This window comes from Streptomyces flavalbus (assembly GCF_042674625.1).
GTDB classification, from domain to species: domain Bacteria; phylum Actinomycetota; class Actinomycetes; order Streptomycetales; family Streptomycetaceae; genus Streptomyces; species Streptomyces flavalbus.
The window spans coordinates 6,353,336-6,367,661 of record NZ_JBHTEB010000001.1 but is presented as its reverse complement, the minus strand read 5'-3'; the positions used below and the strand labels follow the sequence as shown (position 1 = coordinate 6,367,661).

The 14,326-nt window shown below is 76.4% G+C and carries 14 protein-coding genes; 1 reads left to right on the top strand and 13 read right to left on the bottom strand.

Annotation, left to right across the window (positions count from 1 at the left end; all coding sequences use genetic code 11):
- Positions 1-4: 4 nt before the first annotated feature.
- The 11 genes from ACFQZ6_RS28505 to ACFQZ6_RS28455 form a co-directional block, all read right to left on the bottom strand.
- On the bottom strand, positions 5-871 hold the full coding sequence (locus tag ACFQZ6_RS28505; protein WP_381614492.1) for a glycosyltransferase family 2 protein: 867 nt from the start codon (positions 869-871) through the stop codon (positions 5-7).
- A gap of 89 nt (positions 872-960) precedes the next feature.
- Positions 961-1,956: a glycosyltransferase family 9 protein gene (locus ACFQZ6_RS28500; RefSeq protein WP_381614490.1), complete on the bottom strand. Its 996-nt coding sequence runs from the start codon at positions 1,954-1,956 to the stop codon at positions 961-963.
- Entirely contained in the window at positions 1,953-3,311 is a 1,359-nt protein-coding gene (rfaE2, locus tag ACFQZ6_RS28495) for a D-glycero-beta-D-manno-heptose 1-phosphate adenylyltransferase (RefSeq protein ID WP_381614487.1), read from the bottom strand. Before rfaE2 ends, ACFQZ6_RS28500 begins: the two co-directional genes overlap by 4 nt.
- On the bottom strand, positions 3,304-3,900 hold the full coding sequence (locus ACFQZ6_RS28490) for a D-sedoheptulose-7-phosphate isomerase (RefSeq protein ID WP_381614485.1): 597 nt from the start codon (positions 3,898-3,900) through the stop codon (positions 3,304-3,306). Before ACFQZ6_RS28490 ends, rfaE2 begins: the two co-directional genes overlap by 8 nt.
- Positions 3,900-5,120: a glycosyltransferase gene (locus tag ACFQZ6_RS28485; RefSeq protein ID WP_381614482.1), complete on the bottom strand. Its 1,221-nt coding sequence runs from the start codon at positions 5,118-5,120 to the stop codon at positions 3,900-3,902. The genes ACFQZ6_RS28490 and ACFQZ6_RS28485 overlap by 1 nt, the downstream gene beginning before the upstream one ends.
- Positions 5,117-6,055, bottom strand: a complete 939-nt coding sequence (locus ACFQZ6_RS28480) for a glycosyltransferase (RefSeq protein ID WP_381614479.1) — start codon at positions 6,053-6,055, stop codon at positions 5,117-5,119. The genes ACFQZ6_RS28485 and ACFQZ6_RS28480 overlap by 4 nt, the downstream gene beginning before the upstream one ends.
- Complete coding sequence (locus ACFQZ6_RS28475) at positions 6,052-7,038, bottom strand: glycosyltransferase family 9 protein (protein WP_381614476.1); 987 nt, start codon at positions 7,036-7,038, stop codon at positions 6,052-6,054. The genes ACFQZ6_RS28480 and ACFQZ6_RS28475 overlap by 4 nt, the downstream gene beginning before the upstream one ends.
- A complete protein-coding gene (locus tag ACFQZ6_RS28470; protein ID WP_381614473.1) occupies positions 7,035-7,571 on the bottom strand; it encodes a D-glycero-alpha-D-manno-heptose-1,7-bisphosphate 7-phosphatase in 537 nt (178 codons plus the stop codon). The genes ACFQZ6_RS28475 and ACFQZ6_RS28470 overlap by 4 nt, the downstream gene beginning before the upstream one ends.
- Positions 7,568-8,569: a glycosyltransferase family 2 protein gene (locus ACFQZ6_RS28465; RefSeq protein ID WP_381614470.1), complete on the bottom strand. Its 1,002-nt coding sequence runs from the start codon at positions 8,567-8,569 to the stop codon at positions 7,568-7,570. Before ACFQZ6_RS28465 ends, ACFQZ6_RS28470 begins: the two co-directional genes overlap by 4 nt.
- Complete coding sequence (locus ACFQZ6_RS28460) at positions 8,566-10,206, bottom strand: carbamoyltransferase family protein (protein WP_381614467.1); 1,641 nt, start codon at positions 10,204-10,206, stop codon at positions 8,566-8,568. The genes ACFQZ6_RS28465 and ACFQZ6_RS28460 overlap by 4 nt, the downstream gene beginning before the upstream one ends.
- A 165-nt stretch (positions 10,207-10,371) precedes the next feature.
- Positions 10,372-11,346 (bottom strand): UDP-glucuronic acid decarboxylase family protein, encoded by a 975-nt coding sequence (locus ACFQZ6_RS28455; RefSeq protein ID WP_381618706.1) that lies wholly within the window; start codon positions 11,344-11,346, stop codon positions 10,372-10,374.
- A 167-nt stretch (positions 11,347-11,513) separates the two neighbouring features.
- Here ACFQZ6_RS28455 and ACFQZ6_RS28450 point away from each other — a divergent pair, with 167 nt between their 5' ends.
- A complete protein-coding gene (locus ACFQZ6_RS28450) occupies positions 11,514-11,957 on the top strand; it encodes an SRPBCC family protein (protein WP_381614464.1) in 444 nt (147 codons plus the stop codon).
- Between the two features lie 7 nt (positions 11,958-11,964).
- Here the strand turns inward: ACFQZ6_RS28450 and ACFQZ6_RS28445 are convergent, their stop codons facing one another.
- The gene (locus ACFQZ6_RS28445) at positions 11,965-13,482 is read right to left on the bottom strand and encodes a hypothetical protein (RefSeq protein ID WP_381614461.1); all 1,518 of its coding nucleotides are present in this window, start codon (positions 13,480-13,482) and stop codon (positions 11,965-11,967) included.
- Positions 13,479-14,303, bottom strand: a complete 825-nt coding sequence (locus ACFQZ6_RS28440; protein ID WP_381614458.1) for a hypothetical protein — start codon at positions 14,301-14,303, stop codon at positions 13,479-13,481. Before ACFQZ6_RS28440 ends, ACFQZ6_RS28445 begins: the two co-directional genes overlap by 4 nt.
- Between the last annotated feature and the right edge of the window lie 23 nt (positions 14,304-14,326).

Genomic DNA, 14,326 nt, shown 5'->3' with positions numbered 1-14,326 from the left:
GGCGTCATGGGCTCGTCTCCTCCAGCAGCCGGGCCGCGCGCTCCAGGTGCGGGGGCAGCGGGCTGCGGGCGTGCAGGGCGGCGGGCAGCCGGGTGACCGTCTCCCGCAGGGCGCGCCGGGCGGGGGCCTGGCGGCGGGCCTCGGCGGCGAGTCGGCAGGTGCGGGCGACGGCGTGCGGCACGGGGCGGCGCAGCCAGGCGGTGAGGACCTCGTTGCGGCGGACCATCGCCGGGCGCTCCGGGCGGGGCTCGGTCGCCGGGTGGTGGTGGGCGGTGACGTCCGGGCAGTGGACGACGCCCCAGCCGCGGGCGGCGAGGTCGTAGGCGAGGCAGGTCTCCTCGCCGCCGATGAACAGCAGGTGGTGGTAGCCGCCCGCGTCGAGGTAGGCGGCCCGGCGGACGACGGCGGCGCAGCCGAGGAAGCCGAGCACCTGGGTGCCGGGCAGGTCGGACGCCGGTCCGAGCGGCGACCCCGCCAGGACGTCGTTGAGCGGGTCCGGCGTCTGTTCGGGGCCGACGAGGGTGCGGGCGGAGAGCAGCCCGAGCCTCGGGTGGGCGTCGAAGTGCTCGGCGGCGCGGGCGAGGGAGCCGGGCGCCCACCAGGAGTCGTCGTCGCTGAACGCCACGTACGGCGTGTCCAGCGCGCGGACGGCGTGGGTGCGGGCCAGGGCGCCCCGGTTGGACGGCAGGGCGACCACCTTGACCTGCGGGAACTCCCGGGCGATCCGGGCACGGGTGCCGTCGGTGGAGGCGTTGTCGGCGACGACGACGGGCGGGCGTTCGGGGAGGGCGAGGAGGTGGCGGAGGGTGACGGCGAGTCGGTCGGAGCGGTTGCGGGTGGCGATGGCCACGCCGACGCGTGCGGTGCTCATGACGGTGGCCGGTCCAAGGGGTCGGGGGCGGGGGCCGGTGCGGGCGAGCGCGAGGGGGACGCCGTCCGCGCGGTACCGGGCCGGTCGCTTCAGGGCGCCGGTTGCCGGTCCGGAGGTCGCGGCCCGTGGGCCGGGGCCGTGGTCGGCTGTCCGGCGCGGGCGAGGGCGTCCAGGACCTCGCCCGGCGCGATGCGCAGCAGCGCCGGGTCGGGGTGGTCGGCGTGCGGGTCGCCGTCCGGGCCCGGGTGCCACAGGGCCTGGTGGCGGGGGTGCGGGGGCGGGCCCCAGCGGCTCGGGGGTACGGGGCCGAAGAGGGTCACCGAGGGGGTGCCGTGGGCGACCGCGAGGTGGGCGATGCCGGTGTCGCCGCTGATCACGGCGTGCGCGTCGGCGACCAGCGCGGACAGCCGGGGCAGGCCGAGCGTGCCGCCGAACAGGTCGGCGCCGGTCAGCCCGGCCCGCTGGCCGAGCCGGGCCACGAGGCCGACCTCGCCCGCGCCGCCGGTGACCACGACCCGGTGCCCCCGCTCGCGCAGGGCACGGGCGACGGTGGCGTACCGGGCGACGGGCCACTGCCGGGACGGGGCCCCGGCGCCGGGGTGCAGGACGACGGCGCCGGGCGCCGGTGAGGGTCCGGGCGGGCGCGGCAGCCGCAGGTCGGCCGGGTCGGCGGGGATGCCGTAGGCGGTCAGCAGCCTGCACCAGCGGTCACGTTCGTGTTCCTCGGCGTACCAGGGCGGGCCGTCGATCTCCGGGGTGTCCGGGTGGGCGAAGGCGAACAGGCGGCGTGGGCCAAGGCCCTGGAGCAGGCGGTGGCTGGGCGGCCCGTTGCCGTGCAGGTCCACGGCGACGTCGGGCGGCGGCCCGGTCCACGCCAGCGTCCGGGGCACGGCACGGCCCGGCGCGGCGGCGGGCAGCAGCCGGTCGACGGCGCCGGACGCCTGGACGACGGGCGCCAGCCCGGCGGGCGCGGCGAGCACCACCTCGTGGTCGGGGAACCCGCGCCGCAGCGCCCGCAGCGCGGGCACCCCGGCGAGCAGGTCACCGAGCCCCAGGGCGCGCAGGACGAGGAGCCGGGGCCTCACGGGGCGCCCCCGGCCCGCGTCCCCTCCAGCGCCCGCGCCAGCAGCGCCGACGACGAGCGGCCGTCCAGGTACGGCAGCAGGACGGCCTGCCCGCCCCACTCCTCAAGCAGCGCGGCCTCGGGCAGGTCGGCGCCCGCGTAGTCGCCGCCCTTGACCCAGACGTCGGGCCGCAGGTCGGCCAGCAGGCGTTCGGGGGTGTCCTCGTCGAAGACGGCGACGGAGTCGACGCAGGCGAGCGCCCGCAGCACGCGCACCCGGTCCGCGAGCGGGTTGACGGGACGCCCGTCGCCCTTGCGGCGGCGCACCGAGGCGTCGGAGTTGACGCACACGATGAGGCAGTCCCCGATGCGGCGGGCGGCCTGGAGCAGGCCGACGTGCCCGGCGTGCAGCAGGTCGAAGCAGCCGCCCGCGGCGACGACCGTGCCGCCGGTGGCGCGCACCCGTGCGGCGAGGGCGTACGGGTCGGCGGCCGGGAGGACGGCACGCTCCCGGCGCAGCGCCGCGCCCGCTCCCCCGGCCCCGACGAACTCGGTGGCCGCCGTCACGGCGCCCGCCACCGCCTCCTCCACCAGCGCCCCGTCGGCGAGCAGCCCGGCGGCGGTCGCGGCGAACCGGTCGCCCGCGCCGCAGGCGTCGCCGTGGTGGGCGACGGGCGCGGGGACGAGCAGGGGGTGCTCGCCGTAGGAGAGCAGGGCGCCGCGCGGGCCGAGGGTGACCGTGACGGCGGCGGCCCGCCAGCGTCGTACGAGCGTGGCGGCGCCGTGCGCGACGGCCCGCAGGCCCTCCCCGGCCTCCGCGAAGGCGCGGGCCTCCTGCTCCGCCGGGGTGACCAGCCGGGTGCCGGGCACGGGCGGGCCGCCGCGCGGGTGCGGGTCCCAGACGAGGGGCGGGTGCGCGGCGAGGGCGTCACGGAGGGCGTCGGCGGCGCCCCGGCCGTAGTCGGAGACGAGGACGGCCGGGGCGTCACGGACCGCGTCGCGGGCGGCGTCGGTGGCCTCCCGGGTCCGGCCGTCGCCGCGGTCGAGCCGGACCACCGGCCGGTCCCCGGCGAGCACCCGGGTCTTCTCGGGCAGCGCGCCGGAAAGCGGCAGCGGCACCACCTCCACGTGGCCGTCGAGGAGTCGGCGCAGTTCCTGGCTGGCCTCGTCGTCCCCGAGGCCGGTGACCAGGGTGACGTCGCGGCCGTCGCGGGCGGCGAGGTAGGCGGTGAGGGCGGCGCCGCCGGGCCGCCGCCGTCGCGCGCAGTCGGCGACGACGGGGACGGGCGCGTCGGGGGCGAGCCGCTCGGCGGTTCCGGTGAGGTCGTGGTCGAGGAGGGCGTCCCCGACCACGACGAGGGGTGCCCGGTCAGTCATCGGCCCTCCCGTCGGCGTTGTCGAGGGCCGCGTCGAACGCCTCGCAGACCATGTGGACGGCGACCAGGTGGAGTTCCTGCACGGTCGCCGTCGACCCGGCGGCCACGCACAGGGCCTCGTCGCTGCCCGCGAGCAGCGGGTTGGGCGCGGGCCCGGTGAGCGCCCACACCTCGCAGCCCGCCGCGCGGCCCGCGTCGGCGGCGGACAGCAGGTTGGCGCTGGCGCCGGACGTGGACAGCAGCACCAGCACGTCGCCGGGGCGGCCGTGGGCGCGGACCTGCCGGGCGAACACCTCGTCCACGCCGTAGTCGTTGGCGATGGCGGTGGTGCTGGAGGTGTCCGCGTGCAGGGCGAGCGCGGAGAACGGCGGGCGGTCGGCGCGGTAGCGGCCGACGAGTTCGGCGGTCAGGTGCTGGGCCTGCGCGGCGCTGCCGCCGTTGCCCGCGGCGAGCAGCCGCCCGCCGCCGCCGAGCACCGTCGCGAGTCGCTCGCCCCACCGCTGGGTGACCGCCACCGAGCGGCGGAACTCCGCGATGGCGTCGCTCAGTTCGTCGCAGTGCGCGACCAGGGGGTTGGCCTCGACGCTCATCACGCCACCTCCGTCGACATCGCGTGCCCGACTGTGACGTGCCGGTACACCTGCTCGGCGCCGTCCGCGACCCGCTGCCAGGTGAAGCGGGCGAGGACGCGTTCGCGGCCCGCGTCGCCGTAGCGGTGGCGCAGTTCGGGGTCGTTGAGGAGTTCCCGGGTGACGGCGGCCAGCGCGCCGGGGTCGCCGTAGGGGACGAGGCGTCCGGTGACGCCGTCGGCGACGGAGTCGCGGTGCCCGCCGACGTCGGTGGCGACGACGGGCACGCCGCACGCCATGGCCTCCAACGGGACGATGCCGAAGGGCTCGTAGACGGGGGTGCACAGCACGAGGTCGGCGCTGCGCATCAGGGCGGGCATCCGCGCCGGGTCGACGGCGCCGAGCAGGCGCACCCGGTCGGTGACGCCGTGCCGTTCCGCGAGCCGCAGCAGCCGCTCCGCCTCGGGTTCGGTGTCGAGGAGTCCGGGCGGCGGGCCGCCCGCGATGAGGAGTTCGGCGCGGGGTATCCGGGTGAGCGCGCGGATGGCCTGGTCGTAGCCCTTGCGGCGGACCAGCCGTCCGCAGGACAGCAGCCGGTAGCGCTCGTGGCGGCCGGGGACGCCCTTGTCGCGTCCGGTGCCGGGCCGGAAGTGCTCCACGTCCACGCCGCACGGCACCACGGACACCTGCCGGGGCGGCACGCCGAGGTCCGCGAGTTCGTACACCTCGTCGGTGCAGGTCGCCAGAACCCGGTGGCAGGTGCGGCCGATGTGCCGCTCCACGCCGATGCGTTCGTACGGGCTGGTGTCCCGGCGGCCCTGGTGGCGCCGCTTGACGGTGCCGAGGGCGTGGTACGTCTGCACGACCGGGATGGCGTGCGGGTGGGCGCCGAGCTGGGCGGCCATGCCGGACATCCAGAAGTGGGCGTGCACCACGTCGGGCCGGTCCCGGTCCCAGGCGCGCGCCAGGTAGGCGCCGAAGCCGGACATGTGCTCGAACAGCGCGTCCTTGGGCAGCGGCGCGGCCGGTCCGGCGGGCACGTGCTCCACGGTCCCGCCGCCGGGCAGCGGCACCCGCACCGGCAGGTCGGCGGAGTCGCGCCGGGTGTAGACGGTCACGTCGTGGCCGCGCCGCGCCAGTTCCTCGGTGAGGCGGGCCACGTACACGTTCTGGCCCCCGGCGTCGGGGCCGCCGAGCGCGGCGAGCGGGCTCGCGTGCTCGGACACCATGGCGATCCTCATCGGGTCACCTCCTTCAGCAGCCGCTCCCAGTCGTCCAGGAAACGGGTCAGCCCGTAGCGGGCGAGTGCCGCCGCGCGGGCGCCGTCCCCGACCACGCGCGCGTGCAGCGGGTCGGCGACGAAGTCCCGTACGGCGTCGGTCAGTACGTCGATGCGGTTGGAGACCACCCCGGCGCCGGGCGGCACCGCCTCGGTGACCTCGGTGGTGGCGAGCGCGACCACCGGCATCCCGAGGAACATGGCCTCCAGCAGGGACAGCCCGAGGGAGGTCCAGCGCACGGGGTGCAGGTAGAGGCGGCGCCGGGCCATCTCGGTGTGCAGGTCGGCCTGCACCAGTTCGTGGGTGCGGCAGGGCTCGGGCAGGGTGGTGAGCCGCTCGGTGCCCATGCCGAACACGTCGAGCGGCGCGGCGCGGGCGAGGTCGGGCAGCAGGTCGGTGCCGGTGGTACGGCCCCTGCGTACGGGTTCGTTGACGACGACGGCGGCCCGCGGCAGCTCCCCGGTCCAGCGGTGCCCGGGGTCGACGACGCCGTGTTCGATCACCTCCGTGGGAAGGGTGCCGTTGTCCCACATCAGCCGGTTGAAGTGGGTGACGTGGACGAGGGTGACGCCGGGGACGTCGGCGGCCGGGTGCCGGGTGTCGGGGACGTTCCCGTGCGGGGCGTTGTGCTCCAGGTAGACCAGCGGCGGGCGGCGGCCGAGCCACTGGTCGACGAGGGCGAGTTCGTGGGGGCGTTGGAGGACGACGACATCGATGTCCGTGTCCCGCAGCCGCTCCGGCGCCACCTCCACCACGCTGTCCGGCCAGTCGAAGGTGCGGGCGCGGCCGAGGCCGTCGGGTCCGCGGTCGGGGGTGACGGGGACCAGGTAGGTGTGCGGGCCCCGCACGAAGGACGTCGTCCAGGAGCCGTGCACGTGCCAGATGAGAATCCTCACTGCTGCATCACCTTCTCCACTGCGACCAGGACGTCCTGGGCGGTCACCGTCTCCAGGCACGGGTGGCCCGGCACGGGACACGTGCGGGCGCGGCTGTCGGCGCACGGCGCGTCCTGGTCGCCGAGCAGCACGTACGGGACGCCGTAGGGCCGCCAGCGTTCGGCGGGTACGACGGGGGCGAACAGGGACACCACGGGGGTGCCGACGGCGGCGGCGAGGTGCGCGGGCCCGGTGTTGCCGGTGACGACGGCGGCGGCGCGGGCGAGCACCCCGGCGAGTTCGGGGGCGCCGGTGCGCCCGCCGAGGTCCAGCCCACCAGGTCCCGCGACCCGCGCGGTCAGCTCCCGCTCCCCCGCGCCGCCGGTCACCACCACCCGGTGCCCGGCCGCCGTCAGCTCGGCGACGGCCTCGGCGCACCGCCCGGCGCTCCAGGCGCGGGCGGGGACGCTCGCGCCGGGGTGGACGACGACGTACGGCCCGGCGCCGGTCAGCGCGGTGGTGTCCGGCGGCGGCAGCACCCGCGGCAGCCCGTCGTCCACGGCCGGGAACCCGGCCGCCGCCGCCAGTTCCAGCGCCGCCTCCACCTCGTGGGCGTGCGGGGCGCGGTGGTGGCGCACGTCGAGCAGGGAGCCGGGGTAGTCCTCGCTGTCCGCGGCGATCCGGGCGACCCCGGCGAGGCGCAGCAGCAGGGCGGTGGGCAGCGGGGACTGGTGGAAGGAGGTCAGGATCAGCGCCGTGTCGGCGTGCAGCCGCCCGGTCAGTTCGGTGATCTCGGCGGGGCGCACCGGCGGCGGCGTGAAGCCGACCCAGGGGGCGTCCCAGACGACGACCTCGTCGACGCCGGGCAGCATCCGGGCCGCGGGCGCGCCGAGCGGACCGCACAGCACCGTCACCGTGTCGGCGCGGGCGGCCACGGCGCGGACGGCGGGCCCGGCGAGGAGGACGTCCCCGAAGCTGTCCAGCCGGACGACGAGGGCCTTCACACCGGCCTCCCGGAGGTCTGCGGGGCGAGCAGCGCCCATACGGCGGCGGCGAGGTCGGGCTCCACGTGGTCGGCGGCGGCCGTCTCCTCCGGCCGGGTCGTCCCGTTCGGTACGAGGATGCCGTGCGCGCCCGCCCGCCGGGCGGCCTCGACGTCGGCGCCGATGTCCCCGACGACGGCGCAGTCGGCGGGGTCGGTGCAGAGCCGTCCCGCGGCCCACAGCACGAGCCCCGGCTCGGGCTTGCGGCAGTGGCAGCCGTCGTCGGGCCCGTGCGGGCACACCGCCCACACGTCGAACGGTCCGAGGAGTTCGTCGACCCGCTCGTTGACCTTGCGCACCTCGCCCTCGGTGAGCAGCCCGCGGGCGACCCCGGACTGGTTGGTGACGACGCCGGTGCGCACGCCCCGCGACCGCAGCAGCGCCAGTGCGGCCTCGGCCCCGGGGACCGGCCGGACGAGCGCCGGGTCGCCGTTGTAGGGGACGTCCTCGACGAGGGTGCCGTCCCGGTCGAACAGCACGGCCCGCACGGTCATCGCGCCACCTCCCGCCAGGGCGGCGCGTCCCGGTACCGCCACCGCCCGGTCAGCCAGTGCCAGCTCGCCAGCGGCGGGATCAGCGCGCTGGTGACGGCCATGGTCGTGACCTCGTGGCGGGTGCGCGGCCCCGGCGCGATCCGCGACCAGGCGAACTCGGCGGTGCCGAGCGCCCACCCGGTCGCGGCGGCCGTGGCGGCCCCGCGGCGCCCGGCCAGCGCCAGCGCCAGGGCCGCGGCGCCCGCCGCGGTGACGGCGAGGTGCCCGCGCAGCCGTCCGCGCGGCGCGACCGCCCGGTGCCACCAGTTCGGCCCGTGCAGCCGCAGCATCAGCGCGTCGTCGGCGTTGCCGCGCTGGGAGCGCAGGGAGACCCAGCGGTCGGCGGGGCGCACCGGGTGCCGGGTGGTGCGGCGGCCCTGCCGGATGCGCCAGCCCGCGTCGAGGAGGCGCAGCGCGAGGTCGGCGTCCTCGCGGAAGGCGTGCGGGAAGCGTTCGTCGAAGCCGTCGACCTGCTTGAGGGCGTCGGTGCGGTAGGCCATGTCGGCGGTGATCCAGCGGGCCTGCGCGAGGGCGGCGGTGTTGCGTTCCCAGTCGGTGGGGCGGCGCGCCCCGGGCAGGGGTACGGCGATGACGCCCTGGACGCCCGCGATGTCGGGGCCCGCCTCGTCGAGGTCCTGGGTGAGCTGCTCGCACCAGTGCGGGCCGACCTGCACGTCGTCGTCGAGGAACGCGGCCCACGGCGAGGCGACGGCGCGGATGCCGGTGTTGCGGGCGGCGGCGGGCCCCCGTCCCCCGCTGCGCAGCACGGTCGTGCGGTCCCGCAGGTCACCGAGGACGCTCAGCGGGTGCTGGAGGTCGGCGCGGTCGGGGTCGGGCCGGTCGTCGACGAGGACGATCTCCCGCGGCTTGGGCCCGGTCGCGGCGGCGAGCGCGGCGAGGCAGTCGGCGAGGGTGTCCCGCACCAGGGTGGGGACCACCACGGCGTAGTCGGTCGTCATGCCCGGCCGCCCCCTTCGTAGGCCCGCGCCCGGCGCACCGCGAACGGCCCGATGGCCAGCAGGTCCACCGGCGCGGAGCCGAAGCACTCCAGGGCGTCGCGCGGGTCGTCGACCATGGGCCGACCGGCGGTGTTGAGGCTGGTGTTGACGACGACGGGCAGCCCGGTGCGCCGTTCGAAGCCGCGCAGCATCCGCGCCACCAGCGGCTCCCGCCGCTCGTCGACGGTCTGGATGCGGGCGGTCCCGTCGACGTGCACCACGGCGGGGATGCGGTCCCGCCACTCCCGTACGACGTCGTGCACGAAGAGCATGTACGGGCTCGGCATCGGCCCCTCGAACAGCTCCGGCGCCCGCTCGGCCAGCACCATGGGCGCCACGGGCCGGAACTCCTCGCGCCCCTTGACGCTGTTCAGCCGCTCCAGGTTCTCCGCGCGCCCCGGGTGGGCGAGCAGCGACCGGTGTCCGAGCGCCCGCGGCCCGAACTCGCTCCGGCCCTGGAACCAGGCGACGACCCCGTCCCGGGCCAGCTCCTCGGCGACCGTCTCGGCGATGTCGTCGGGCCGCTCGTACGGTACGGCGGCGGCGTCCAGCCAGGCCCGCAGCTCCTCGTCGCGCCAGCCGCGCCCCAGGTCGGCGCCCGGCATCGGCTCGGGCCGCCCGCTCAGGTGCAGGGCGCCGCCGAGGGCGGTCCCGGCGTCCCCGGCGGCGGGCTGCACCCACACGTGCCGGTACGGGCCCCGCGCGGCGATCTTCGAGTTGGCGACGCAGTTCAGCGCGACGCCGCCCGCCATGGCGAGGGCGTCGCCGCCCGCCTCGGTGTGCAGCCAGGTCACCAGCTCCAGGAGGGTCTCCTCCAGGACGGCCTGGGTGCTGGCGGCGAGGTCGGCGTGGTCCTGCGACCAGGGCTCGCCCGGGTCGCGGGCGGGCGCCAGCTCGGCCCACTCCACGCCGTGCGCGCGGAAGCCGCCGTCGCCGGTGGCGTGCACGTACTGGCGCAGTTGGTCGAGGAAGCGGGGCTTGCCGTAGGAGGCGAGCGCCATGACCTTGTACTCGTCGCTGCTGCGCAGGAACCCCAGGTGCTCGGTCAGCTCCTCGTAGACCAGGCCGAGGGAGTCCGGCAGCGCCTGCGCGGCCAGCGTGCGCAGGTGGCCGTCCTGGTAGCGCCCGGCGAGGTGGGAGGCGGCCTCGCCCCGGCCGTCCAGGACGAGGACGGCGCTGTCGGGGTGCGGGGAGGCGGGGGCGGCGGAGGCGGCGTGCGCCACGTGGTGCGGCACGAAGACGACCTTCTCCGGGTCGAGTCCCGGCAGCGCCTCGGCGAGGAACTCGGGGGCGCGGCGCGCGTACTCCTGGCGCAGCGGGTCCCACGGGTCGTTCAGGCCCAGGTCGCGGGCGGGCCGGGCGAGCGCCGGGTCGTAGGAGTACGTGACGGCGTCCAGCTCGTCGGCGCGCACTCCGCCGTGCTCCAGACACCAGCGGGCGGACAGCTCGGGCAGTTCCCAGGCGGAGAACGGCACCGGGCGTTTGCCGTGCTTGCGGCGGCTGAAGCGCTCCTCCTCGGCCGCCGCGACGGTCCGGCCGTCGACGACCAGGGCGGCGGCCGGGTCGTGGAACAGGGCGTTGATACCAAGGATGCGCATGGGGGGCTCCGTCCCGTACGGCGTGCGGGGGACTCGGCTCAGGCGAGTGCCTTTTTGGGGCTGTCTCAAACGCTTGAAGACAGCTTCAACCCGTTTGAGCCGAATTACTACGCTCTGTGACCAGTGAGGGGGAGGGAGAGCGGAGGGAGAGCGGAGGTCTGCCAGTCAGGCGGCGACCGACTCCGTGAACCAGCCCACGGTCCGCTCCAGCCCGTCGCGCCAGTCGACGCGTGGCCGCCAGCCCAGCAGCTCCCGGGCCAGCCGGGTGTCGGGGCGGCGGCGCCCGGGGTCGTCGACGGGGCGGTCCACGAACCGGATCGGGGAGCGCGACCCGGTGAGGTCGACGATGTGGCGGGCCAGCTCCAGCATGGTGATCTCGTCATCGCCGCCGATGTTGACCGGTCCGGGCGCGCCGGACGCGGCGAGCGCGAGGATGCCGTCCACGGTGTCGTCGACGTAGCACAGGGAGCGGGTCTGGCTGCCGTCCCCGGCGACGGTCAGCGGGGCGCCGTCCAGCGCCTGGGCGACGAAGGTGGGCACGGCGCGGCCGTCTCCGGTGCGCATCCGGGGCCCGTAGGTGTTGAAGATGCGGACGATCGCGGCGTCCGTGGCGTGCACCCGGCGGTGGGCGGCGACCAGCGCCTCGCCGAACCGCTTGGACTCGTCGTACACGCTGCGCGGCCCGATCGGGTTGACGTTGCCCCAGTAGCCCTCCCGCTGCGGGTGCTCCAGCGGGTCGCCGTACACCTCGGAGGTGGAGGCGAGCAGGAACCGGGCGTCGTCGCGCCGGGCGCGTTCCAGGGCGAGCCGGGTGCCGTTGCTGCCGACGTCGAGGGTCTCCAGGGGCAGCCGCAGGTAGTCGACGGGGGAGGCGGGGCAGGCGAAGTGCAGGATGAGGTCGAAGCGGCCCGGCAGGGCCCGCCAGGCGGCCGGATCGGTGGCGTCGGCGGACACGAACCGGAAACCGCTCTCACGTTCGAGTTCCATGGTGTTCGCCGGTGAGCCGGTGGACAGGTTGTCCAGGCACACGACCTCGTACCCGGCGTCGAGCAGTCGGCCGCACAGGTGCGACCCCAGGAACCCCGCCCCGCCGGTCACGAGCACACGCTGCCACGCCGGGCGGCCGGGTCCCCCCGGCATCACCTGCGCCTTCACATGTCCGTCCACGGGCGGCTCCTCACTCTCAGGCGATCGTTCGTCGCCGCCGCGAGTACCCCGCCGGAGAACTTAGCAGCGGAACAAACCGTTCTGAATACGTATGCACCGAGAAGCGAATCGTGCCCGTCCCGGCCGTCTAGGATCCGGTCGTGGTCACCTTCCTCCTGGAACGCACGGCACCGCTTCCTTCGCCGGAGTCCTGGCGTCGCCTGACCGACTGGCCCCGGCACGGCGCCGTCGTCCCCCTGACCCGCGTCACGGTCGAGACCGCGCCGCCCACCCGCGAGGGCACGGTCCTCGTGGCCCGCTCGGGCGTGGGCCCGCTCGCCTTCGACGACCGCATGGAGGTCGTGGAGTGGCGGCCCCCGACGGACGGTACGGCGGCGGGGCGCTGCCGGTTGGAGAAGCGGGGGCGGGTGGTGCGCGGCTGGGCGGAGATCGAGGTGCGGCCGGGTCCGGGCAGCGGCTCGCGGGTCGTGTGGCGGGAGGAGATCGGCGTACGGTTCCTGCCACGGGTCGCGGACCCACTGCTGCGGGGGGCCTCGCGGGTGGTGTTCGGGCGGGCGGTGGAACGGTTGCTGGGGATGCCGTGACGTGGGGTCAGTAGGACTTGTGGGCGCCGGGGAGGCGGGTGACCAGTCTCCAACCGACGCTCAGGGTATCGGGGTTGACCCTCTGATTGATGCGGGCCAGATCCAGTACGAACCCGGCGCGCTTCCGGGTCGGGTCGTCGGGGTGGTAGAGGGCGGTGGGGAACTCCGGGCTGGCGTAGGCCGTCATGACCTGCCGCGCCGTCAGGGGCCGTGGTCCCCGGGGCTGCACGATCCCGAGGTCGGCCTCACTCAGCGGGGGGAACCCGCCCAGCTCCCGCATCCCCTCCTCGAACGCGCGGTAGGCGCCGCTGTCCGTCTCCCACTCCCCCGGCGACTCCCGCAGGGTCAGCAGCATCGTGGAACCAGCGCCGGTGCCGTCGTCCTCGCCCGTGGCCATCCGGCGGCAGGTGGCCGAGGAGGCGCGGACGAGACGGGTCACCGGATGCCCCTCACCGAGCACCCGCCCCGAGCGTGCCGCCTGCCGGGCCAGCGACTCGGCGGTGCGTTCCGCCTTGCCCGGCTCCTGGGCGGCGACCACCGACTCCACCTGCGCGGTGACCAGGTTGGCGAGGGCGGCGACGGACCGGGGATGGGCGGGCCCGAGCCGGGTCTCCAACCGCTCGACCACCGACCGCAGCGCCCCCACCGCCCGCTCCAGCCGCGCCGCCGACCGGGCGGCCCGCGCCGCTTCCACCTGGACGGCGGCCAGATCGGCCCGCACGACGAGCACCTTGGGGTGGTCGGCGCCGAGCAGGGCGGCCAGTCGCTGCACGGCGACCTCCAGGGCCGTCAGGGCCGACTCCAGCGTGTCCTGGTCGCCACTCAGGACGGCACCCTCGGCGCGGGCGACGGCGAGGTGCGCGACGGCGAGGAACGCCTCGGGGCTGTCGCCGCCCCGCTCCTGGATCATCTTCCGGACGACGTAGGCGAGTCCGGTGTACAGCCGCGCCTCGCCGCGCCGTCCGGTCGCCCTGGCGAGCCGCAGGTTGACGGTGGCGAGCACCCGGTGAATCTCCCGTAGCTCGGCGGGGTTGTCCTCCGACAACAACCGCCGGGCGCTGCGGACATGGCGGCTCGCCCACGCCGGTTCGCCTCGGCCCAGCTCCAGCACGGCGAGGTTGGCCAACGTGGTCAGGAGAAGCCCGTCCTCGGCCTCTCCTGCCTGGACGACGGCGTGCAGGAGTGCCCTCGCGTCCGTCAGCCGCCCCAGTGCCGCCCCGACCGCCGCGAGGGCGTTGGCGGGCCCGGCGACATCGGCGGGCGAGGTGATCAGCGAGCGGGCGAGATACCCACGCAGCTCATCGAACAACCGCCCGGCCTCGCCCCGCAGCCCCAGCTCAAGCAGGCGCCGACACAGCCGCACCCCCGCCATGACCTCGTCCGGCCCCCAGTCGGCCGGGGACTCCTCGGCCCGCACCGCGTCCACGAACGCCACCAGACTGGGCAGGTAAGTGAAGCGCAGCCCGCCCGGGTCCCGCAGTGCCTCCTCCGCGGACGCCACCGCGGCGGAGAACGAGTCGATCACGACGCCTCCTCCCCCTGCGCGGTCCGCACCACCCACTCCATCAGCCGGATCTGCATCGGCGACACGAACGCCGGGTCGACCAGGCCCTCGTCGGCCATGTCCTTGAACTCCCGCAGCACATGGCGGGTCGTGCCGAGGGAGTGGTCCACCGCGACCGGCGGCGGCACTGTCGGCACGCGTTCGGCCTCGGCCTCCTGGGGCAGCGCCCCGAGCATCCCCAGCAGGCTCTGAGCCGACAGCGTCTCGAACAGCCCGACCGCGCTGTCGATCGCGCACGCCGCCAGCGGCTCCTCCGCGCCCTCCCGCAGCCGCACGGCGCGTTCGGGGTCGAGGACGACGCCCACGACCGCCGGTTCGGCCCCCGTCGTGCGCCGTTCGACGGGACCGCCCGCGTAGTCGCCGTACTCCACGGCGGGCCCGGCGCTGGCGAGTTCGACGACGCTCACGGCACGGCCGTCACCGTCGCGCCGGTCGTGGACGACCCCGTCCACGGTGCCGCTCAGGAAGCGCGCGGTGATGTCCGGCCGGAAGGGCGCGTGCCAGGGGTCGCCCTTGACGGCGCGGTCGGCGCCCGGGGTGGCGTAGTCCACCCGCGGATCCGGCAGTACGCCGATCAGCGCGAGCCCGACGTCGTCGGCCACCTCGGCCACCCCGGCGCGCAGCAGCACGCCCTCGGCCGTCCGCACGTCGACCGGGGCCCCGCACCCCAGCCCGCGCAGGCGGGCGGCGGAGGTCAGGACGTAGGACCGGGTCACGAAGAACCCGCCGCCGAGCACCTGGTCGCCCTGGGAGAGGACGACCCAGTAGTCCTCGTGTGTCATGGAGTACCTCTGACCCCGTCCGT